The sequence below is a fragment of the Winogradskyella sp. genome (assembly GCF_028282165.1).
Classification (GTDB): domain Bacteria; phylum Bacteroidota; class Bacteroidia; order Flavobacteriales; family Flavobacteriaceae; genus Winogradskyella.
In genome coordinates this window covers 1-22,910 of sequence record NZ_JANQIM010000048.1, presented here as the reverse complement: position 1 = coordinate 22,910, position 22,910 = coordinate 1, and the positions used below count along the sequence as shown (strand labels likewise).

Below are 22,910 nucleotides of genomic sequence, written 5' to 3'. Positions count from 1 at the left end.
AAAACCCATCTGTGGCTTACAGATGGGTTTTGCCCTAACTAAACTAAATTAACCTTAATTATAACCGCTTAATAATAATTAAGATTTCTACTAAGATTATAAAAACATTTTGCTTTTATATATTTATCTACGTCTGTTAATTGAACTTGGATGTTTAGTTATAATTTTTTTTAGAAATTTAACAAAAACTACTTATTATCATTCTTACTTTCGTAGGAATGACAGAGGCTATAAGGATTTAGCTTCCTCCCAAAAAACATCCATTTCTGCTAAGGTCATATCTTTTAATGGTTTGTCAAGAGCTTTAGATTTGCTTTCTAGATATTGAAAGCGCTTTATGAATTTTTTATTAGTACGCTCTAGGGCATTTTCGGGATTGATTTTCAAGAAGCGTGCATAATTAATCATAGAGAACAGTACATCACCAAACTCATTTTCTATAGTATCCTTGTTACCTTTTGCTATTTCAGATTTTAGCTCTGCAAGCTCCTCCTCTACTTTTTCAAAAACCTGTTCGGGCTGTTCCCAATCAAAACCTACTCCAGCGACCTTGTCTTGTATACGATTGGCTTTTACCATAGCAGGCAAACTTCTCGGCACACCTTCAAGCACACTTTTCTTTCCTTCCTTAAGTTTTAACTGCTCCCAATTACGCTTTACATCTTCTTCATTCTCAACCTTTACATTACCGTAAATATGAGGGTGGCGTTCTACCAACTTATCACATATACTATGGCAAACATCTGCAATATCAAAAGCCTTTGTCTCGCTACCAATTTTAGAATAAAAAACGATATGTAATAGTACATCACCTAACTCTTTCTTTACCTCATCCAAGTCATGATCTAAGATTGCATCACCAAGTTCATAAACTTCTTCAATGGTTAAATGGCGAAGCGATTCCATAGTTTGCTTTTTATCCCATGGACATTGCTCTCGCAACTCATCCATAATAACCAGCAAACGTTCAAAGGCTTTAAGTTGGGCTGTTTTGTCTGACATATGTTCTATATGGTAAGTAATTTAAATTACAGGAAATTCGTCAATTTGATATCCCTAAATGTTCTTGATACATCCCGACGTTTCACTTCGATGCTTCGACTGTATTTCGACTTTGCTCAATGACCACGCTCAGCACGGGCAAGCTCAGTGACCATAATCGGGACACTCGAACCAACCATTAATTTATTCTTCCTCTTCGGATACAACGGTTTTTTCTTCTTCTTCGGTCTCTAATAAGGTTAAAAGACTATTTTTCTGAAGTAAATTATACCACTGAATGACCTTCTTAATATCGGAAGCGTACACGCGATCTTCATCATAATCTGGTAAAACATCAAAAAAGTATTCTTCTAAAATATCCTTACTATCCTTATGGCTTATAGAAGTAGGTTGGCCATTTTCCTTTTCCATCACTTTTTTAAGCACGTCTCTTAAAGGGACTTCTTCAGTTAAAGTATAAATAGCTATTTCGCTTAAAATACTGATATTGCTGTGTGCTCCAACCGTAATACGCTTTTTATCAATTAACGACTGTACTACAGCCCCCGTTCTGGTCTGTGTAACGATTTCATATAATCCTGGCTTACCAGAAATAGCTAAAATTTTGTCTAAGCTCATATCATTTTTTTTGTTAGGCTGAGTGCGGTCTAAGCCTTTTGGCTCGCCTGCTCTTTTACCCCTCGACAGCACTTCGACTACGCTCAGTGTGACACGCTCAAGGAGACAACCCTTTATTATTGTATTTAACGCTTTTTGCTCATAGCAGGAAAGCGCATTTTGTAATCTATTTTAATTTTTCCTTTCGAAATATTGGTCAATTTTCCTTTTATCAAACGCTTTTTAAATGAGGATAGTTTATCGGTAAACAAAATGCCTTCGATATGATCATATTCATGTTGAATAACCCTAGCGATTAAGCCATCGTATTCTTCAGTATGGGTTTCAAAATTTTCATCTTGGTATTGAATCTTAATCTTAGGTTGTCTAAAGACATCTTCCCGCACATCCGGAATACTCAAACAGCCCTCATTAAAAGCCCATTCATCACCGTCCTCTTCTAAAATCTTAGCATTAATAAATGTCTTCTTAAAGCTCTTCAATTGTTCTTTTTCTTCATCGGGTAGGTCCTCATCGCCAGAAAAGGGCTCAGTATCTACTAAAAACAAACGAATAGGCAAACCAATCTGCGGTGCTGCCAGACCAACACCAAAGGCTCCATACATGGTCTCGTACATATTTGCAATGAGCTCACTTAGATTTGGATAATCCTTATCGATTTCTTTCGCCTTCTTCTTTAGTACAGCATCGCCATATGCAACAATTGGTAATATCATAATCTATCTGTTTTCGGGTGCAAAAGTACAATTCTTATTTAAGAATTTGAAGCCAAATAACTTTGTAGTATTAAGGTAGCACTGATTTCATCAACCAAGGCTTTATTTTGTCGTTGTTTTTTCTTCAATCCACTATCGATCATGGTTTGAAATGCCATTTTAGATGTAAAACGCTCATCTACGCGCTCGACAGGTATATCTGGAATTGTCATTACAAGTTCTTGTAAAAACTTTTGAATATAAATTTCACTTTCTGATGCCGTATTATCCATCTGTTTTGGTTCACCTACTACAAATAGCTCAACGTCCTCTGTAGCTATATAATCTTTCAGAAACTGAAGTAGGTCCTTAGTCTCAACTGTAGTTAAACCAGAAGCTATGATTTGCGTCTCGTCGGTAACAGCTATACCAGTACGTTTTGTTCCATAATCTATGGCAAGAATTCGTCCCATTTTGCAAAGATACATATTAAAGAATGTAAGCTGAAGTTTTCATTAATATCTTATTCAACGCTTATTTGAAGAAGATCCCGATGTGTCATCGAGATTAGTTCAATTAAAATTTTGAATGCGTCTTTATATACTTTTCAAAATCAAGTTCCACTAATAGAAAACGCTTCCTCATAAAAAGAAGCGTTTTTAAAATTAGTTATTAATTAAGTCTATGATTTTTTTACCCTCTATAAATAAATCACGTTAATTACGCTTTTAAGACACAAGAAAAATCATAAGGTCACAATTTTTAGATTTGCCTGATTATAATTATGAGATCCTACTGCGAGAGCGGGATTCGTTTAACTAGTTATATTGAATGCCTTGCTTTGCAATTTTTCAATATTATAGTTTTACGAAAAAGAAAACTCCTCAAATTAAGGGGAGAGGAGTTTTCAAATAATTAGCTATTAATTAAATTCTCAGACAAACTTATATAGTACAAGTCATCATCATATCTAACAGTATTGAGACACCTATTTTTAAGATAAGTCACAATTTTTAAAAATTTTTTTCCTTTAGCCTCTTTATCAACTTATCTTTGGGGCAAAATTCACTACTGTTTTCATATGAAAGAATTACAACAAATAATAGAGAATGCCTGGAATGATCGTTCACAACTAAAAAACGAAGAAACTAATAAAGCTATTAGAAAGGTTATTGATCTCATTGATATTGGGAGCTTAAGAGTAGCTGAACCCGTTGTAGATGGATGGCAGGTTAACGAATGGGTTAAAAAAGCGGTAGTACTCTACTTCCCGATCCAAAAAATGGAAACCTTTGAGGTTGGTATTTTTGAGTATCATGATAAAATTCCTTTAAAGCGTAACTATGAAGAAAAAGGAATAAGAGTTGTCCCTCATGCAGTAGCCCGACATGGTGCTTATATTTCTAAAGGTGTCATTATGATGCCAAGTTACGTTAATATTGGAGCTTATGTAGACGAAGGTACTATGGTAGATACTTGGGCAACAGTAGGTAGTTGTGCCCAAATTGGCAAAAACGTTCACCTATCTGGTGGCGTAGGTATTGGTGGAGTTCTTGAACCATTGCAAGCAGCACCTGTAGTAATCGAAGATGGTGCGTTTATTGGTAGTCGCTGTATTGTTGTAGAAGGTGTTCGCGTAGAAAAAGAAGCTGTACTTGGTGCCAATGTGGTACTGACAATGAGTACAAAAATTATTGATGTTACTGGTGATGAACCTGTTGAAATGAAAGGTGTAGTCCCAGCACGATCTGTGGTAATCCCTGGAAGCTATACTAAAAAATTTGCAGCAGGTGAATTTCAAGTACCATGCGCTTTAATTATTGGCAAGCGTAAAGAAAGTACCGATAAGAAAACATCTTTGAATGATGCACTGCGTGAGTACGATGTTGCAGTTTAGCTTAAAAAAGGCTAAATAACAATTGACAAATCCCAAATACTTACCGTTGGAATTAAGGTCTTGGGATTTTTGATTTTGTTTTCGATATGAAAATTCTAATTATACAACAAAAAATGATAGGTGATGTTTTAGCTACAAGCATTTTGTTTGAAGCTATTAAACAGAAATATCCTGAAGCAGAATTACATTATGTTTTAAATTCGCATACCTATCCTGTTGTTGAGGGAAATCCTTTTATAGATCAATTCCATTTTTTTACACCAAGGCACGAAAAAAGCAAACGTCAGCTTTGGCAGTTTGCCAATCAGTTACGATTAGAAAAATTTGACGTTGTTATAGATGTTTATGCATTGCTGTCTAGCAATATTATCACCTTAAGATCTAAAGCAACAATAAGAATATCTATAGATAAAGGTCGTAACTCTTTGATTTACAATCATACTTTTAAAAATAATCCTGAGGCAAAAACCAATGCAGGTTTAGCTATTGAAAATAGGTTGCAGTTACTAGAACCATTAGATATTGATACTAGTAAAATTGTGAGGCCAAAAATCTATCTCACCGAAGGCGAAAAAAGCAATGCTAAGCAGTTTTTAGAATCTAGTGGTATAGATTTAAAAAAACCGCTTTTCATGATTGGAGTTTTGGGCAGTGGACAAAATAAAACCTATCCTTTTGGATACATGGCAGAAGTGATTGACACCATTGCTAAAGAACAACCTAAAAGTCAGATTCTATTCAACTATATACCCAAGCAAGAGCGTGATGCAAAAGCCATTTTTGAATTATGCCTGCTCGAAACCAAATCGCATATTTTCTTTGACGTTTTTGGAAAAAGCTTAAGGGATTTTTTAGCAATTACATCGCATTGCAATGCACTAATAGGTAATGAAGGTGGTGCCATAAATATGGCTAAGGCACTTTACATACCAACGTTCACCATTTTTTCGCCGTGGATTAAAAAAGAAGCCTGGAATATGTTTGATGATGGTGTGAAACATGTTTCCGTGCATCTAAAAGACTATAAAGAACATATTTATAAAGATGTGTCCCATCCCAAACAACTAAAATCAAAAGCTTCTATCTTATACGAAGAATTTAAGCCTTCTTTTTTTGAAGATGAAATCAAGGCATTTTTAAAGCGATTGAACTAATCCTTCTTTATACCAAATTCGGTCCATTTGCGATTTTCCTTTTTGGTAGTGGCTCTAATTGCTAGATTCTTATCTATGGATTCTTTGGTCTTATAGCCTCTAGGATGATCTAAATGAAGACATACGGCACTATAGCGAATCTGTTTAGACTTTAATCCATAATTAAACAGACGCTCACCTAGCTCGCGATCTTGCCCGCCGTACTGCATACGCTCATCAAATCCATTAATGGCCATGATATCTTTTTTCCAACCCGAAGCATTATGACCATTCCAACTTGCGTTTGTTGGTGTTACAGTATTTAAAAATTGACTTGTTAATCCCTTAGCAGTCAACTTATTATTCTTGAATGACGATTTTAATCCGTGGGACTTCAGCCATTTCACATTAAAACAGCGTTGGGATATAATATCGTCTTTGGTAATCAGTTTTGAAATATGCATAGGAAGCATAAAGTAACCACCAGACAAAAAATAACCCTCTTCGCGCTCATTAATATGTACTTCTACATAATCTTTTCTGGCCATGCAATCACCATCGCTCATTAAAATATAATCGGCATTACAGGCCAAGATTGCTTTATTTAGAATTTGGGATTTCTGAAAGCCGTTATCCTCATGCCACACATGAATAATAGAATAACTGACTAGTGATTTCATTTTTTCGATAAGATCGAATGTTGGTTGTTTAGAACCGTCATCTGCAACCACCATTTCAAAATCTTTGAACGTCTGTGTCTCATAACTCCACAAGACTTTTTCTAGCCATTCCTCAGAATTATAGGTGCTTATGATGACTGAAATTTCTGGTTTTTGCATTCTTTATTTGTTTATACCGTACGCAGTCCACTTCTCTCTGTTTTGCTTTGTTGCCGATCTTATTTTCTGGTTTTCGGCTTCAGAGTCGATGCGTTTATAAGGCCTTTCGTGGTGCAAATGTACACAAATCGTACTATAACGAACTTGCAAAAACCGAACACCATTGTTCATCATTCGTTCGCCAACCTCTCTATCCTCACCACCATATTGCATTCGCTCATCAAAGCCATTTACAGCTAAAATATCCTTTTTGTAACAAGATACATTCATACCATCAAAGGTTGCCTTTGTTGTTGTAATGAGGTTTAACAATTTTGCTTTAAATCTTAGCTTCGTTAATTTATTCAATTTAAAACTATCTGGTTGTCCTTTTGCTAAAAGCCAATGCTTATCAAAACACTTTTGTTTAAGGATAATATGCTTTGTAATGGCATGAGAAATCTTTTCTGTAAGCTTAAAGTAGCCTCCAGAGAGCGCGCAGTTTGGCTGACTTAATTTTAGATGCGTTTCTACAAAATCTTTTCGGGCTATACAATCACCATCCGTAAAAATAAGATAATCCGCATTTGAAGCTACAATAGCTTTATTAAGAATCTTTGTCTTTTGAAAACCATTATCCTCTTGCCAAACATGAATCACATTGAGTTTACTCGATTCCGAAAATCTATTAATAATGGCTTTGGTTTTCTCATCCGAACCATCGTCTGCTATAATAATTTCAAAACCTTTATACGTTTGAATATCATAACTATACAACACCAAATTCAACCAATCTGGTTGATTATAAGTACTAATAATTACAGATGCTTTTAATGATGGTTGCATAACTACAAAAATACTACTTTTACAACACTGAAATTACATTTATGCTAAAACTATCTGGTGTGATCATTACCTTTAATGAAGAACGTAACATTGAAAAATGTTTACAATCATTGGTCAATGTTGTTGATGAGATTGTCGTTGTGGATTCCTTTTCTACAGACCAGACCAAAACTATATGCCAACGATATAACGTAAAGTTTATAGAGCAAAAATTTCTTGGTTATGTAGAACAAAAGAATTTTGCCCTAAAACAAACTGCTTATGACCATGTGGTTTCATTAGATGGTGATGAAGCCTTATCCGAACAACTTCAACAATCTATTATAAATTCAAAAGGCAATTGGCAATATGATGGCTATTATGCTAATCGCTTTAATAATTTCTGCGGACAATGGATAAAATATTCAGATTGGTACCCTAACAAAAAGTTACGCGTTTTCGATAAAACCAAAGCAGAGTGGAAAGGCATTAATCCACATGATAATGTACAATTATATAATTCAAAAGCTAAGACGGGTCATTTAAAAGGAGATATTCTGCATTGGACCTACCAAACTTATGACGAAATGGACAAAAAAACAGAATACTTTTCTAGTATAGCGGCTAAAGCCTATTTCGACAATAGAAAGACAGCTCCTTTTTGGAAATTGTTATGGAACCCATCTTGGGCTTTCTTTAAAGCCTACTTTCTCAGGCTTGGCTTTTTGGATGGTAAGAATGGATTCAGAATTTGCTACCAAACTGGCAAAATCACTTACTTGAAATATTACAAACTTAGAGGACTCTATAGAGCCAAGAGCTAATCTATTTTTTTTTCTTTCGCCAGAAGTAATACTTCTTTTTAAAAGCTTCTCTCTTGTTAAAACTGGATGAAAACTTCTTGGAAAAATAATACATACGTTCCCGTACCTCCTCATGTGATTTATTAATGAGCTTCGCGTATTCATCGCTTATAATGTCTAGCATGTAATCTTTTGGTGACAGGCGTGCGAAGTTGGCTAGCCGCTCGTCGTAACTCAAGGTTTTAAATTCCATTCGGTTAAGATCGACCAAATAGAATTCATATTCATTACCTTTTTTTATAATCAACGTATTTCCCGGAGAATGATCTAAAAAGTGAATTCCTTTTTCGTGTAACTGAAAGGTAAACCGAGTAAACTGCCTTAGAATATTATCGTAGTCATCGCATTTTGGTTCGTCAATGAGCTTTCTAATCGTAAAATCGTAATTGAGCTGCTTAGTAATGTAGTAACTCTTACCAAAGAAAAAGAATGTTGCGTGCTCAACGTAAGCTTCTGGACTTGGGGTTAAAACACCAGACTCCAGCAACCGTTCCGCATATAAAAATGAACGTTCTGCTTTACTCTTTCTAAAGAAACGGTATACTAATTTGTTAAGTAAGTTAGGAACTTTAAACGCTTTAATGTTATAATGCTCACCATCTATATCTAAAATCTTTATAACATTTCTGTAACCTGTTCCGATTAACTCACCCTCACTAGAAAACTTGCCCAACATCAATTGAATAGATTCTGACGTCAATACCGAATTCTTGTGAATATGAATTATTACAGACATAAATAGCGCTTATTTGGCTGCAAAAGTAGGTATTTAATTCTTTAAATTTGTCAACAACTAACAGTCACTTATGTTTAAGCATTATCTCATTACACGTTTTAATCTAAAAAAGTCGGATTGGAAAACCAATAAGAATAAAGTAGATGTCCTAACGGATGAATGGCATAAAAACAGATTCGATTTATTTTTAAATTTTTGTGTTCCGAGTGTTATGTCTCAAACTAACACGAACTTTGAGTGGCTGGTGTTTTTTGACACCTCAACCAAAGATGAGTTTAGGACCGTCATAAAAAATGTAGAACAAGAATTAACTAATTTTAAACCCTTTTTTGTTGATGGCATGGATGCATTCTTGCCGTCGATAAAGTCTTACATTAATTCTTGCTCTGAAGATTATATTATAACATCAAGGTTAGACAATGATGATTGCTTAGGCCAACATTACATTAATAGTGTTCAGAAAAAATTTAATGGACAAGACTTCATGGCTATCGATTATATTAAAGGATATACATTGCAGATACTGCCCGAAGTAAAATTAGGATTTAAACTCCATCAATACAATCCTTTTACCTCTCTCATTGAGATTAACAAAGATCCAAAAACCATTTGGAGCATACCACATAATCATTGGAAATATGAGTCCAACATTTTACAGATTAAAGATGAAAGTATCTGGACATCAATAATTCACGAAGAAAATAAGGTCAACAAATTTACAGGTTTTGGAAATGTGACCCATAAGGACTTTTTTAAAGATTTTAAGATCTCGAAGGAGAAAATGGATTATGTTGATCAGCACATAAAAAGCGAAAACAAATGGAAATTGGAAAGTATAGCTAATTATATCTCTTCCTACTGGAGTTATCACTTTAAAAATCTTAAGAAAAGACTAGGGTTTTATAATAATCGTACATAAATCAAAAATACATGGGACTACTAAAATCTTTAAGAAAACGACTAAATCAGCGTAAAATAGATAACGCATTAAAGCGCTACCCTGCTCGATTAAGAAAGCAATCTGGCCAAGGGTTATTCTTAGACTGCGGTTCTAACTTAGGGCAAGGATATACCTTCTTTAGTCAATATTTTGAGTCAAGTTTGTACGACACATATTTGATTGAGCCAAACCCAAATTGTATGACGGTTTTGAGGGAAAAGTTTAAATCTGTAAATAACATCAATTTTATTGAAGCCGCTGCTTGGATAAATGAAGATGATCTAAGTTTTTTTGGTTTGGTCGAAAACGAAAAAGGTGCTACTTCAGATGGTGGCTCTGTCATTAAAGATCACAACAGTAAAAAGTACGAATCCGATACTGAAAATAGTATTACTGTTAAAGCCATTTCACTATCTAAGCTTATTAAGGACAAAGCCAATGCATATGATCAAATAATTATTAAAATGGATATTGAATCCTCAGAATATACTGTTCTCGAAGATTTAATTAAGACTGAGGCTGCCAAACATGTAGACTTTATGTTTATAGAGTTCCATCATCAATATTTTAAGGATCAAGAAGAACACTATTATAACCTAGGAAAGTCTCTTGTTAAGCAATTAAGAAAACTAGGCTCAAGGGTTGCGCTTTGGCACTAGGCATTTAAAACTGTTTTACACCAATGTCTTAAGGTGTATTTATTGTAAATTTCTTCTGGAACTGGTTTGTAAGGTGTTTCAAAAAATAATTTTGGTATTTCAACATTGTTCTTGTCCACAACTAATATGTTATTACTGTCGTAAAAGTCATAGTTAACGATATCCCTATTTGTTGTAATCAATTTCTTTTTGTAACCCAGGCTCTCAAAAACCCTAAATGTTAGACCATTTTGGTTATCTCTATGCACATCTAACAACGCCATAGTGTCTTCAACATACTTTTCAATTTCAACAAGATTCAGCTTTGTAGTCGTGTAATTGATATTAGTGTTGTGCTGATACGCTTTTGCTTTTTTGCCAATACTAAAAATGGCATAATCCTCATCTATAAGATCTAATTGATATGCTATGTTTTCAATGACCTTTAAGCGTTCTAAATCATATGATGACACATTAAACAGGGCATTATTTAATCTCTCGTTCTTAAGAGGCAATTCCCTGTATATAAAGTTAGTTATAAACTGAAAGCCAAAGGTTTGAACGTCTTCTTTTTCAAACGAAAAAACACGATCAAAATATGGGTATACATTTTTTATGTTTTTTGCCCTCTTATAATTATCATTAAAGAAACTTATGAATCTACTACATTTGGGCTTAATTTCCTGAATGGTCTTTGGCAATAAATAGTCGGCCTTTATCATTAAAATAACATCTTGCTTTTCTAGTGTATCGATGCGCTTGATTATTTCTTGATGCAGTATTTCTTTCTTAATATTTTTTCTTAGGATCGTTTTAGACAAGAAGTTTGTTACTCGTTTCCAATATGATGGATATTCATACCTAAATTTGTCGTAATCGATATGATTGACATTATGTCCTTGATTTTTGAGCTCTTTAACTACATAAGCATTAAAGCCCCAATTGTCTAGCGTTATTAATGTTATTTTCAAAATATTAACCTTTTAAAAACTTCTTGAGTTTAATTTTAAACATTTTGAAAGTGTAGTTCTTTCTATGCGAAATCGTATAGAACCAAGGATTACCCGTTCTTACATGACCATCAATAATGGTATAATCTGTGAAATTCAGCTTCCAGGCCACATAATTAAAGCTAAGCTGATCTCGCTTGCTCTCATTAGCTACAATATGCCACCAAGCCTCCATAACTTTTATGATTTCTTTATCTGAGTGCTTTCGTATTAAGATGGGCGCTGTTATAAGTCCATTATCTGCCGGATAGCCTTCTTCCCTAAAGCGCTCCATCTGTTTCTTCATAGTGTCTGGATCGTCCTTATAAATGCCCCTTTCCTTCCCATCTTCTATGATGGCCTTATACTCCTCATAAATACAATTTCGTTTGTCGCCAATATTCTGATTATGATCAAAACAAGCCATTTTCGCAACGGCCATCTTTTCTTCGATCAGTTCATTTATATCTTTTAAAACCCAAATATTGCCATCTATGTAAACGCTTACGTCATACTGATCCGATAGATGTTTATGTGGTAAGATTTTATACCAACGGTTACTTCGGGTATTGTCATTTGCTACTGGCGGATCTACTTTTATTACTTTCCAATTTTTGGCTGAAATATCTTGGTCGGTATAACAGATAAAATCAATATTGGGCAATTTTGGTTGTGGTATTAAGCCACTATAGTTTCCAAATACTGCGGTGTAAACGACAATTCTCTTACTCATTTTCTATCCATTTTTTATACCACAGTTGAAAAACCAGTGCATTCCATACCAAATCGTAGTACCTGTTATCACCTTTTAGAAACCTATCTAACTCCGATTGAAACTTATTGATATTCAAAAAACCGTGCTTCTCGAGTTCTTTAGCATCTAAAGTTTTAATCACGAAAGCTTTTAAATCTTTGCGCAACCATTCTGCTAATGGAGGTGTAAATCCCACTTTCTTTCTGTCCATTATAGCTTTTGGGATATAGTCATGACAAATACCCTTAAGAATATGCTTTTTGGATTTTGTCCCAGTATCATACAAATATTCGAAAGGCAATTGTGCAGCATATTCAATAATCCTATGATCCAAAAGTGGTTCTCTTCCTTCTAGGCTGTAAGCCATAGTAGCTCTATCGACTTTCACTAAAATATCGTCTGGCATATAAGTTGTTGCATCTATAGCCAATAATTTTTTAAACTTAAAAACACCTGTGTATGACTTGTCAAAATTCGTTTTTATAGGTCTCCCTTTTAATACAACAGTCTTTAAGTAACTATCCTTATATTTCTGAAGAACGGAATCCAAAAATTGCTGTATACTATTCTTCTTAAACACATTATGAGCATATAGGGGTTTTTTGATCGTGTTTTTCTTCTTAAATTTTGACATTAATCCCAATGCAAAGCCCAAGACCGATAGTTTTTTGAGTCTGCCATAATATCTATGGATTTTAGAATATCTATTGTAGCCAAAAAACAGTTCATCTCCTCCATCGGCAGACAGTGATACGGTAACCTTTTCTCTCGTTTTCTCACTTAGCAGCATGGTTGGCACTACTGACGGGTCTGCAAAAGGCTCATCGTAATAGCTTGCTAATTTTGGAATAATATCTAAAGCCTCTTCATCAGAGCAGATAAACGTATGTTGTTCGGTACCTAAATGATCGGCTACACGTTCAGCATAAGCGCTTTCATCATAAGCTTTATTGTCAAATCCTATGGTAAATGTTTTTAGCTTGCTTTGCATTTCACTTTGCAAAACTCCGGTTACTAAAGCACTATCATATCCTCCACTTAAAAAAACACCTACAGGCACATCAGACACCATACGTAATTTGAAAGCATCCTGCATCAATTGCTTTATATGAGATTTTGCATCTTCGTAAGACACTTGTAATGTTGGCTTTTTATAAAAATCTAAGATATTCCAATAGCTTTTCTGTCGTATATCTCTCGTTTTGATGTTATACGTTAGGTAACTCCCTGGATTTAGCTTAGTGGCGTTTTTATATATTGTGTTTGGGGCATGTATAAAGCCATATTTAAAAAACTGATAAGCCGCATCATGGTTAATACTTTTGTTAAATTCTGGATACTCCAAAAACGATTTAAGCTCGGATGCAAACATTAATGTATTATCGTCTTGATAAACGTATAAAGGTTTAACTCCAACCCTATCCCTGACCAATGTAAGCTCTTGATTTTTTTGATTGTAAATAACAAAGGCGAACATGCCAATAAACTTGTGTATTGCATCTATTCCCCACTCATCAAAAGCATGAAGAATAACTTCGGTATCACTAGAGGATTTAAACACATGACCTAAGTTGGAAAGCTCGGTTTTTATATTATCAAAATTATAAACCTCACCATTGTACGCAATCCACCAATGTTTATAATTCATAGGTTGATGACCTAAGGTACTAATGTCTATAATAGACAGGCGTCTATGGCCCAAAGCCAACTGAAAACCAGCCTCATTAAACAGTTCAACACCACTATCATCTGGACCTCTCTTCTCCAAAACATTAGCCATAGAAGTTATAACAGAGCTGTCGTAACGATTAGAAAACGTCAAATATCCGGCAAAGCCACACATACAGTATTAATTTATGGCAAACTTAGTCATTTATATCAAGTGAAAAAATCTAAACATTATTCATTTAAATTAATTTACAATACGCTCCTTATATTTTATCTTTGCACATCAAAATTTAGAACGGTAACATGAACCACAAACAGGCCTTAAAACATGAGATATTCTCTGTTATTTGCAAGTCTGCTGAAGAATTACAGTTAGACTGCTTTGTTATTGGTGGTTTTGTCCGCGATTACCTGTTAGAGCGCGGTAATGCAAAAGATATAGATATTGTTGCCATAGGAAGCGGTATAGACCTAGCTCAACAAGTCTCAAAGAATTTAACTAATCAACCAAAAGTTCAAATCTTTAAGACTTATGGAACCGCTATGTTGCGCTGTAATGATATTGAAATTGAATTTGTCGGTGCGCGCAAAGAAAGTTATAATGAAGATAGCAGAAATCCTGTAGTTGAAAATGGTACTTTGGAAGATGACCAAAACCGACGCGATTTTACCATCAACGCTTTAGCACTAAGTCTCAACACATCAAATTTTGGTGCCCTTTTAGATCCTTTTAATGGTATAGATGATTTAGATAGAGGTATTATTCGTACTCCTTTAAATCCTGATATCACATACAGTGATGATCCCCTTCGTATGATGCGAGCTATTCGTTTTGCGACGCAATTGAATTTTAAAATAGAGGACCACTCTTTAAAGTCCATATCAGCAAATAAAGATAGAATTAAGATCATCTCAAAAGAGCGCATCGTTACCGAGCTGCATAAAATTATTGAAAGCGATAAACCTTCAATCGGATTCAAGCTTTTAGAAAAAACAGGTCTGTTAGATTATATATTGCCAGAACTTACAGCCCTAAAAGGGATCGACGAAGTAGAAGGTCAGCGCCATAAGGATAACTTCTACCACACTCTAGAAGTTGTCGATAATATTACAAAAACCACAGATAATCTATGGTTACGCTGGGCAGCATTGTTGCATGATATTGGTAAGGCCCCTACAAAAAAGTTTAATCAAAAAATCGGTTGGACATTCCATGGCCATGAATTTGTAGGTTCTAAAATGGTGTATAAACTTTTTAAACGTCTCAAAATGCCATTGAATGACAAAATGAAGTTTGTTCAAAAGATGGTATTGATGAGTTCAAGGCCAATTATACTGGCAACCGATGTTACAGACTCTGCTGTAAGACGCTTGGTATTTGATGCTGGTGATTATGTTGATGATTTAATGACCCTGTGTGAAGCAGACATCACCACTAAAAACCCTAAAAGATTTAAAAAATACCATAACAACTTTAAATTGGTTAGGGAAAAAATAGTTGAAGTTGAAGAACGCGACAGGATTAGAAATTTTCAGCCACCTGTAACCGGAGAAGAGATAATGAAAACGTTTAATCTTCAGCCTTCAAAAGAAATTGGCATTATTAAAGAAGCTATTAAAGAAGCGATTCTCGAAGGCGAAATACCTAATGAGCATAAAGCTGCTTTCGAATTAATGCTAAAAAAAGGAAAAGCCTTAGGATTGACGATTGATGATTGACGATTGACGAAATCAAGGAATTTGGAATTTAAGATATGATGAACATTTTAAGAACAGATTCAAATCATAAAGATTTTATTGAATTGGTAAAACAATTGGATGCCTATCTGAAAATTACCGATGGAGATGAGCACGATTTCTATAATCAATATAATTCTATTGATAATCTTAAGCATGTTGTTATGGCGTATTCAGACAATAAGCCTATTGCATGTGGTGCATTTAAGCCTTTTGATGCCTCTAAGGTAGAAATTAAACGCATGTATACCTTACCTGAAGAAAGAGGAAAAGGTATCGCTAAAGCCCTTCTCCAAGAATTGGAAACTTGGGCATCCGAATTAGGATACACATCAACCGTATTAGAGACTGGAAAACGGCAAGTAGAAGCTGTTAATTTTTATAAAAAATGTAATTACGTCTCCATCCCAAAGTATGGTCAGTACATAGTGATGGAAAATAGTCTGTGTTTTGAAAAAAAATTATTGAAAAATGAAAAAGGATAATAAAGCTGTTATTTATTGGTTACTTACGGGATGTGTTTTAATCTTTATCATGGTCATTGTTGGCGGTATTACCAGATTAACACATTCAGGATTATCAATTTCTAATTACAAACTTATTTCTGGAGTTATTCCGCCTATGAATGAAGTGGAATGGAACGAAGCATTTGACCTTTACAAGCAATATCCCGAATACCAAAAGCTCAACTACGGTATGTCCTTAGAAGACTTTAAGGATATCTACTTTTGGGAGTGGATTCATAGAGTGATTGGTCGTTTTATTGGCTTGGTGTTTATCATTCCTTTTGTTTATTTTTTAATCCGAAAACAATTGAGTAAATCAACAATTAAGAAAGCCATTATACTTTTAATAATGGGAGGTTTTCAAGGGTTTTTGGGTTGGTATATGGTAAAAAGTGGCTTGGTTGACCGACCAGATGTAAGCCATTACAGATTAGCTGCGCATTTAACTACGGCATTCCTCACTTTTGCTTATACGTTTTGGGTAGCATTAGACTTAATATTTCCTAACAAAAAAGAAATTGACAAAAAGCTACGCAATTTTATAAGAATTGGCCTTGTTGTTTTAGTTGTTCAGATTATTTATGGTGCTTTTGTAGCTGGCCTAGATGCCGGTTGGATACACAATCACTGGCCATTTATGAGCGAAGGAAAACTGATTCACGAAACCGTATATATTGAACAAAGCCCAACTTATCTCAATTTTATTGAAGGTAAGAGTGGCGTACAATTTGTTCATAGAACCTTAGCCTATGTCGTAGTCATATTGATTTTGGCAATATGGTACAAAGCCACACGAAACGATTTAACAATCTTACAGAAAAAAGGAGTCAACAGTCTTTTAATAATTGTTGGTTTTCAATTTTTACTAGGTGTCTTAACCCTTTTACTTGCAGTACCTGTTTGGTTAGGCGTATTGCATCAGGTTGGCGCCTTTATTTTGTTGAGCAGTATGGTTTTTACATTACATCGCTTTAGTAAATAGTAGTTAGTAGTTAGTAGTTAGTAGTTAGTAGTTAGTAGTTAGTAGTTAGTAGTTAGTAGTTAGTAGTTAGTAGTTAGTAAAAACTATAAACCACAAAACGCAATAACAAATCAACTTCTAAACATATCAACGAAGAAGCGATCAAATTTTCAACATTCAAATGCATTCCATTATCTTTGCACTATGATTTACAGATTTAGAGTCATCTTAGATAACGATACAGAAGACGATGTGTTTCGCGATTTAGAAATACGTGAAACAGATACCATGGAAGATCTTCACAACATCATTACACAATCCTTTGGTTTTGATGGTATGGAAATGGCATCTTTTTATATCAGTGATGAACAATGGAACCAAGGTGAGGAAATAGCTATGTTCGATATGAGTGAGGCTGGTAACGAAGTTAAAATGATGAGCACAACACTTATAAAGGATGTAGTGCATGAAGCATCACCGAAGCTCATTTATGTATATGACTTTTTGAATATGTGGACCTTCTTTGTTGAGCTCGCCGAGATCGTAGATGAAGCTGTTGGAACTGACTATCCAAATTTAATGTTTGTGCACGGGCAAATTCCAGACGAGGCACCAGAAAAAATGTTCAACACAGATGATTCCGATAGCTATGGGGACTATCTGGATGATGATGACATTGGTGTAGATGACTACGAAGATTTGGATTTTGATGAAAACTGGAATTAGGCACTATCTCGCCTTAACGCTCTCATAATTCCTTTTTACAAAATCCAGAGCATTTTTAACAATTTCGCCCATAGTATTACTTTTCTTAAAGTTAACATCGAGCGTATAGTTATAAATGTCTTCTTTTAGCCTTGTTATATGTTTTTCATTAGATATTTCGTCTGAGACCATACATTTCAATAGTGCATCAACCCTATTCTGAAAACTAATAATACGTTTTGCTACGATAGAACGCTCTTCGATCTTATATTGCTCAATAGACTCATTTTGTATTTTATCTTGGACCAATTGTACCATTTTGTAATTTTCCTTAAAAAACTGAGGCATATAGATCTTTAAATTCCCCTCATAGGATTGTTGATCAAAATCAATTGCCCTAATTTTAAATACTACGTGGTCAAAATCATGAATTGGTATGATAACATAATTATAAGAGCGCATATCACCTAATAGTCTAATCATAGACCGTTCATTAAACTTAACAAACTCCTTGGCAATTTGAGCTTTTTCAGAATCCAAACAATTGTCCAAACTATTCTTAATAAACTCGTCACCCGGAATACCCGAAATATGCTCTTCAATCAAGGTATCCCTACAAACTAAAAAGTTGATACTATATGGAGATAGCATGTGTTCAAGTTCTAAACCATAAATTCGCGAAGCATCGGCTTTCTTCACATAAAAATAAGTATAGTTATCATTTAAAATGTTTCTCACCTTTATCCTAAAGGGTTTTGAATTACCGAATGTACAGAAATCAATAGCATCTACATTGAGGTATTTTAAAATCCATTCGCCACCGTCAGAAATGAGATGCGAATAGACTTTTTTTAAACTTCTGTTTATCTCATCCCTATCAAATTCATTGTAATACACTCTAATCCATAACGTGTCCTCATCTTTATCATTATATATTTCTACTGCACCCTGAAAACGCAATAAGTCAGAATAAAAAATTGGTAAATCAATGTTTCTTCCGTAATTAGACAGATAAGTATCTAAAGCCTTCGAAACCGGATAGGAAGGCTTTTTTTTCGATATTTTTACATCTTCTTCCATAGCTTAAATGTAATGCTTTTAATAAAAATTGTAACAAATTTTAATAGATTTCGTCTTAACTACATAAGCTATAAATAATTTAGCATTTTGTAGAACCAATCAATCTTTAAAAACCGATCATATCTTGGAGCCAATCCTTACAATCAACAATCTAACGAAAAAATTTGGCCACTTAACTGCCGTAAAAGATTTAAGTTTTACCATTAACAAAGGTAATGTCTATGGCATATTAGGACCTAACGGAAGCGGTAAATCCACAACGCTTGGTATAGTACTTAATGTTGTGAATAAAACCAGTGGAGGTTTTCATTGGTTTGATGGTAATACCACTACCCATGATGCCCTAAAACAAGTTGGTGCTATCATAGAACGTCCCAACTTTTATCCTTATATGTCTGCAGAACAAAATCTAAAACTGGTCTGTAGAATAAAAGGTGTAGATCATAGCAAGATTGAAGAAAAACTAGATATTGTAGGTTTACTAGACCGAAAAGATCATAAGTTTAGAACCTATTCTTTGGGGATGAAACAGCGTTTGGCCATTGCATCAGCACTTCTTAACGACCCAGAAATTCTAATTCTAGACGAACCAACAAATGGACTAGATCCTCAAGGGATTCACCAAATACGACAGATCATTAAGGAAATAGCAGCAAATGGTACAACTATTCTGTTGGCCTCTCACCTGTTGGACGAAGTAGAAAAGGTGTGTTCTCATGTCGTAGTTTTGAGAAAAGGCGAAAAATTATACTCAGGTCGTGTGGATGAAATGATTAACAGTCATGGTTTCTTTGAATTGAAAACCGAAAAAAATGATGAATTATTGAAGTTACTGAAAGCCGATTCTAACTTTGGAAAACTAAAAGTAGAAGGTGATTTAATCACCGCATTTTTAAATCAACCGATGTCAGCTCCAGATTTTAATCAACTCATGTTCGACAAAGGTATTGTATTGTCTCATTTAGTAAAACGAAAAGAAAGCCTTGAAGAACAGTTTTTACAATTAACCGATAATTTAAACTAAAATAAACCAACTTACCCTAAGTGTAGACACTGAGATTACCTGTGTTGAGTCACACTTGTAGCTGAAACTATACCGTAAGTACAGTCGAAGCATCAAAGTAAAATTAAAGGGTCAAAAAAATAACATAATTCTTGTAAAGATTTATGCAAAACCAATCGATATTATATGTTACGTCTCGTTAAATTAGAACTACAAAAACTTTGGCTCAATAAAGTAAGTCGAATCCTTATTTTTATATCCTTTTTATTACCGTTTACGGTATTAATACTTTCATCCATAAAGATTAATTTCTTTGGTTTTTTTACGTTGGAATTGGGCGAACTGGGTATTTTCAATTTTCCAATTATCTGGCATATCACTACGTTTTTTGCCTCATATTTTAAGTTTTTCTTTGCCATCGTCGTAGTGAGTATGATTGGTAACGAATACAGTAATAAAACATTGAAGCAGAATCTCATCGATGGCCTGAGTAAAAAAGAATTTATCCTTTCTAAGTTTTACACTATCGTTTTTTTCTCATTATGTGCTACATTATTAATCGGCGTTGCTTCATTTTTAATTGGCTTGTATTATTCTAGCTACACTGAAGCATCCATTATATTTAGAGAAGTAGAGTTCCTATTAGCATACTTTGTAAAACTTGTAGGATTCTTTAGTCTATGTTTATTCTTCGGAATGTTGCTAAAACGGTCAGCTTTTGCATTAGGTTTCTTATTTATAACTTGGATTTTAGAGCTCATTATTTATGGACTTATGGAATGGAAAATTGACGGTGATCTGCCAGAAAAGATTTTTAATTTCTTCCCCGTTCAATCCATGTATAAACTAATAGATCAGCCAATTCAACGTATAGTCATGACTAAATTCCCAGAAAAAACCGATATCATTTACGATTACGCGGTACATTGGTACGAAATCGCTATTGTCTTGGGTTGGTCTGCACTTTTTATCTTTTTATCTTATCGATTATTAAAAAAGAGAGATTTGTAATATCTTTGATAGCTATTGCTATTTAATTTCAATACTAAAACTGGGAAAATAAGAGTTCTAGTTGTTATATAGGTATTGATACTTGAGTGTACTACACTAAAGATGTTATGAAAAAGATAGGTTTTATATTTCTCTTAACCGTTATGTCTTGCCCCATTTTTGGGCAAAATGAAGCCTCATACTGGTATTTTGGACGTAATGCTGGTGTCCGTTTTGATACAAATAATAACACGGTTACAGCTTTAACTAATGGGCAAATCAATACCTTGGAAGGTTGTACATCCATCTCTGATTCAGATGGAAACCTCCTGTTTTATTCTGATGGTAGTATAGTATGGAATAGAAATCACCAAATTATGCTTAACGGAACTGGTCTCAGAGGAGATGATTCAAGTACCTCCTCTGGAGTTATTGTTCCTAAACCTCAAGATCCAGATTTTTATTACATCTTTACTGTGGATGAACCACATCATGATAATACTTCTAGTTTCCCGAATTCGGTGGCTAATGACGGTGTTAACGACGGTTTAATGTATTCCAGAATCAACATTCTAGATGATGGTGGTTTGGGTGCTGTAGATGCTGTTGAAAAAAATGTACCTCTAATTACCTACGATACTACCGATCCATTGGCATCAGAATTAAAATGCTCGGAAAAAATTACCGCTGTTAAAGCAGACGATTGTTTTTCATTTTGGGTCATCACGCATTTTGCTGATACGTTCTACGCCTTTAAAATAGATGAAAATGGCGTTGATCCAAACCCCGTAACATCTGTAGTGGGGCCAAATATCCCAATACAAGGTTACAGACGTAATGCCTTAGGGTATCTAAAAGCTTCTCCAGACGGTACTAAATTAATTTCCGCAAACTTTGGTGAATCAACTGCTCTAGGCGGAAATGCCGGAGGCAGTATCTACTTATTCGATTTTGATAATGATACCGGTCTAGTATCAAATCCTATTGAACTATATAGTGCTCAAAATAACAATAGCCCTTATGGTGTAGAATTTTCTGCAGAAAACAGAAAAGCCTATGCAACTATAGGATTTGGCCCAGGTGGTGGTGGTGCCAGCCAAGTCTTACAATGGGATTTAGAGAGTACAGACATACCCAATTCCCTACAAGTTATCCATACTTCAAATACTATAAGCGCTGGAGCTTTACAATTAGGAGTTGATAGGCGCATTTATAGGGCACAATTAAATTTCGCCCTATTAAATTCAGGTCAGCCCACTGGTTTCTACCTTGGAGTGATAAATAATCCAGAAGCAGATGGTTTGGCAGCAGATTATGACGAAGAAGGCGTATTTTTAGATGTTAATGGAACTAATCAAAACTTAAGCCGTATTGGCCTGCCCCCTTTTATCCAATCCTTATTTAATTCACAAATTGATATCATTAGAAATGGTGTCAGTACCACAGAACTAAAACTTTGTGAAGGTAATAGTTATACTTTACAAGCAGACGACATTGCAGGTGCAGATTATGTTTGGTCATTTAATGGCAACCCACTGACCGAAACCTCGTCTCAATTGTTTATTGATACTCCTGGATTTTATGAGGTTTATGTAGAACCCAACAATGGCGATTGCCCAATTGAAGGCAATGCTGTAGTTGGAATATTTGAAATCCCTGTAGCTAACCCTGTATCCGATTTAGTTGTTTGTGATGACATAGGTAACGATGGTATTTTTGATGCATTAGACTTTACAATCAAAAATACTGAAGCCTTACAAAATCAAAATCCATCCCAATATAATGTACGTTATTTTGAAACTATAGATGATGCTAATAATCTTGAGAACGAAATTTCTTTTCCCTATTCCAACATAAGTAATCCACAGACTATTTATGTTAGGGTAGACAATGTGGATAATACCAATTGCTTTGATGTGACTTCTTTTGAATTAGAAGTGTTCAATACACCGCAAATTGCACAATTAAATAATATTGAATTTTGTGATAATGAAAATGACCCAATGGATGGTTTTGCAACTGTAGAGTTAAGCGATTTAATTCCCATTATACGTGGTAACCAAGATGAAAATGCAACAAGCATCACATTTCATTCTACACAAGACGATGCAGACAATAATACCGCTACATTACCACTAACATACACAAATCTTACCCCTTTTAATGAGCCAATTTATGTTAGAATTGAAAATATTGATAATACAGATTGTTATAGTACTGGAAGTTTTAATCTAATCATCAATGACGCCCCTATTGCCAACGACATCACCATAGTACAATGCGACGAAGATGGGATACCCGAGGGGTTTACAACATTCAACATCAACCTCTTCAATGACGATGTTACGGGAA

At 34.6% G+C, this 22,910-nt stretch carries 22 protein-coding genes and 1 pseudogene; 12 read left to right on the top strand and 11 right to left on the bottom strand.

Annotation, left to right across the window (positions count from 1 at the left end; translation table 11 throughout):
• Positions 1 to 228 precede the first annotated feature (228 nt).
• From mazG to ruvX, 4 genes are all read right to left on the bottom strand, one after another.
• Positions 229 to 1,002: a nucleoside triphosphate pyrophosphohydrolase gene (gene mazG / locus Q0972_RS17610; protein ID WP_299368618.1), complete on the bottom strand. Its 774-nt coding sequence runs from the start codon at positions 1,000 to 1,002 to the stop codon at positions 229 to 231.
• A gap of 183 nt (positions 1,003 to 1,185) precedes the next feature.
• Entirely contained in the window at positions 1,186 to 1,620 is a 435-nt protein-coding gene (locus Q0972_RS17605) for a DUF5606 domain-containing protein (protein ID WP_299368615.1), read from the bottom strand.
• A gap of 125 nt (positions 1,621 to 1,745) precedes the next feature.
• Positions 1,746 to 2,336, bottom strand: coding sequence for a peptide deformylase (gene def / locus Q0972_RS17600; RefSeq protein ID WP_299368612.1), 591 nt, complete (start codon positions 2,334 to 2,336; stop codon positions 1,746 to 1,748).
• 38 nt (positions 2,337 to 2,374) lie between these two features.
• Entirely contained in the window at positions 2,375 to 2,788 is a 414-nt protein-coding gene (gene ruvX / locus Q0972_RS17595; protein WP_299368609.1) for a Holliday junction resolvase RuvX, read from the bottom strand.
• A 608-nt stretch (positions 2,789 to 3,396) separates the two neighbouring features.
• Here ruvX and Q0972_RS17590 point away from each other — a divergent pair.
• Together Q0972_RS17590 and Q0972_RS17585 are read left to right on the top strand one after the other, a co-directional pair.
• Positions 3,397 to 4,212 (top strand): 2,3,4,5-tetrahydropyridine-2,6-dicarboxylate N-succinyltransferase, encoded by an 816-nt coding sequence (locus Q0972_RS17590; RefSeq protein WP_299368606.1) that lies wholly within the window; start codon positions 3,397 to 3,399, stop codon positions 4,210 to 4,212.
• Between the two features lie 86 nt (positions 4,213 to 4,298).
• Positions 4,299 to 5,366 (top strand): glycosyltransferase family 9 protein, encoded by a 1,068-nt coding sequence (locus Q0972_RS17585; RefSeq protein ID WP_299368603.1) that lies wholly within the window; start codon positions 4,299 to 4,301, stop codon positions 5,364 to 5,366.
• Here the strand turns inward: Q0972_RS17585 and Q0972_RS17580 are convergent.
• Both Q0972_RS17580 and Q0972_RS17575 read right to left on the bottom strand, forming a co-directional pair.
• A complete protein-coding gene (locus Q0972_RS17580; RefSeq protein WP_299368600.1) occupies positions 5,363 to 6,184 on the bottom strand; it encodes a glycosyltransferase family 2 protein in 822 nt (273 codons plus the stop codon). The two genes, Q0972_RS17585 and Q0972_RS17580, sit on opposite strands and share 4 nt — an antisense overlap.
• Before the next feature lie 3 nt (positions 6,185 to 6,187).
• Entirely contained in the window at positions 6,188 to 7,009 is an 822-nt protein-coding gene (locus Q0972_RS17575) for a glycosyltransferase family 2 protein (protein ID WP_299368597.1), read from the bottom strand.
• Positions 7,010 to 7,050: 41 nt separating this feature from the next.
• Between Q0972_RS17575 and Q0972_RS17570 the strand changes: the two genes are divergently transcribed.
• Positions 7,051 to 7,812: a glycosyltransferase family 2 protein gene (locus Q0972_RS17570; RefSeq protein WP_299368594.1), complete on the top strand. Its 762-nt coding sequence runs from the start codon at positions 7,051 to 7,053 to the stop codon at positions 7,810 to 7,812.
• Between the two features lies 1 nt (position 7,813).
• On the opposite strand, the gene Q0972_RS17565 is transcribed toward Q0972_RS17570, so the two are convergent.
• Positions 7,814 to 8,587: a lipopolysaccharide kinase InaA family protein gene (locus Q0972_RS17565; protein WP_299368591.1), complete on the bottom strand. Its 774-nt coding sequence runs from the start codon at positions 8,585 to 8,587 to the stop codon at positions 7,814 to 7,816.
• A gap of 70 nt (positions 8,588 to 8,657) precedes the next feature.
• Between Q0972_RS17565 and Q0972_RS17560 the strand changes: the two genes are divergently transcribed.
• Entirely contained in the window at positions 8,658 to 9,506 is an 849-nt protein-coding gene (locus tag Q0972_RS17560; RefSeq protein WP_299368588.1) for a glycosyltransferase, read from the top strand.
• Positions 9,507 to 9,517: 11 nt separating this feature from the next.
• Positions 9,518 to 10,186, top strand: a complete 669-nt coding sequence (locus Q0972_RS17555) for an FkbM family methyltransferase (RefSeq protein WP_299368585.1) — start codon at positions 9,518 to 9,520, stop codon at positions 10,184 to 10,186.
• Here Q0972_RS17555 and Q0972_RS17550 read toward each other — a convergent pair.
• From Q0972_RS17550 to asnB, 3 genes are read right to left on the bottom strand one after another with little or no spacing between them, the layout of a single operon-like run.
• A complete protein-coding gene (locus Q0972_RS17550; RefSeq protein ID WP_299368582.1) occupies positions 10,183 to 11,136 on the bottom strand; it encodes a hypothetical protein in 954 nt (317 codons plus the stop codon). The two genes, Q0972_RS17555 and Q0972_RS17550, sit on opposite strands and share 4 nt — an antisense overlap.
• Before the next feature lie 4 nt (positions 11,137 to 11,140).
• Positions 11,141 to 11,887: a glycosyltransferase domain-containing protein gene (locus Q0972_RS17545; RefSeq protein ID WP_299368579.1), complete on the bottom strand. Its 747-nt coding sequence runs from the start codon at positions 11,885 to 11,887 to the stop codon at positions 11,141 to 11,143.
• Complete coding sequence (gene asnB, locus Q0972_RS17540) at positions 11,880 to 13,751, bottom strand: asparagine synthase (glutamine-hydrolyzing) (RefSeq protein ID WP_299368577.1); 1,872 nt, start codon at positions 13,749 to 13,751, stop codon at positions 11,880 to 11,882. Before asnB ends, Q0972_RS17545 begins: the two co-directional genes overlap by 8 nt.
• A gap of 128 nt (positions 13,752 to 13,879) precedes the next feature.
• Here asnB and Q0972_RS17535 point away from each other — a divergent pair, with 128 nt between their 5' ends.
• The 4 genes from Q0972_RS17535 to Q0972_RS17520 all read left to right on the top strand — a co-directional run bounded on the left by Q0972_RS17535 (position 13,880) and on the right by Q0972_RS17520 (position 17,506).
• Complete coding sequence (locus tag Q0972_RS17535) at positions 13,880 to 15,295, top strand: HD domain-containing protein (protein ID WP_299368574.1); 1,416 nt, start codon at positions 13,880 to 13,882, stop codon at positions 15,293 to 15,295.
• 35 nt (positions 15,296 to 15,330) lie between these two features.
• The gene (locus Q0972_RS17530) at positions 15,331 to 15,798 is read left to right on the top strand and encodes a GNAT family N-acetyltransferase (protein ID WP_299368571.1); all 468 of its coding nucleotides are present in this window, start codon (positions 15,331 to 15,333) and stop codon (positions 15,796 to 15,798) included.
• Complete coding sequence (locus Q0972_RS17525; RefSeq protein ID WP_299368568.1) at positions 15,785 to 16,801, top strand: COX15/CtaA family protein; 1,017 nt, start codon at positions 15,785 to 15,787, stop codon at positions 16,799 to 16,801. Before Q0972_RS17530 ends, Q0972_RS17525 begins: the two co-directional genes overlap by 14 nt.
• Before the next feature lie 183 nt (positions 16,802 to 16,984).
• The gene (locus Q0972_RS17520; protein ID WP_299368565.1) at positions 16,985 to 17,506 is read left to right on the top strand and encodes a hypothetical protein; all 522 of its coding nucleotides are present in this window, start codon (positions 16,985 to 16,987) and stop codon (positions 17,504 to 17,506) included.
• A gap of 3 nt (positions 17,507 to 17,509) precedes the next feature.
• Here the strand turns inward: Q0972_RS17520 and Q0972_RS17515 are convergent, their stop codons facing one another.
• A complete protein-coding gene (locus Q0972_RS17515) occupies positions 17,510 to 18,565 on the bottom strand; it encodes a hypothetical protein (RefSeq protein ID WP_299368562.1) in 1,056 nt (351 codons plus the stop codon).
• A 124-nt stretch (positions 18,566 to 18,689) separates the two neighbouring features.
• Here Q0972_RS17515 and Q0972_RS17510 point away from each other — a divergent pair, with 124 nt between their 5' ends.
• The 3 genes and pseudogenes from Q0972_RS17510 to Q0972_RS17500 all read left to right on the top strand — a co-directional run.
• A complete protein-coding gene (locus Q0972_RS17510; protein ID WP_299368559.1) occupies positions 18,690 to 19,589 on the top strand; it encodes an ABC transporter ATP-binding protein in 900 nt (299 codons plus the stop codon).
• 165 nt (positions 19,590 to 19,754) lie between these two features.
• A complete protein-coding gene (locus Q0972_RS17505) occupies positions 19,755 to 20,579 on the top strand; it encodes an ABC transporter permease subunit (protein ID WP_299368556.1) in 825 nt (274 codons plus the stop codon).
• Positions 20,580 to 20,686: 107 nt separating this feature from the next.
• Positions 20,687 to 22,910 (top strand): annotated as a pseudogene (locus tag Q0972_RS17500) (CUB protein); the annotation flags it as partial.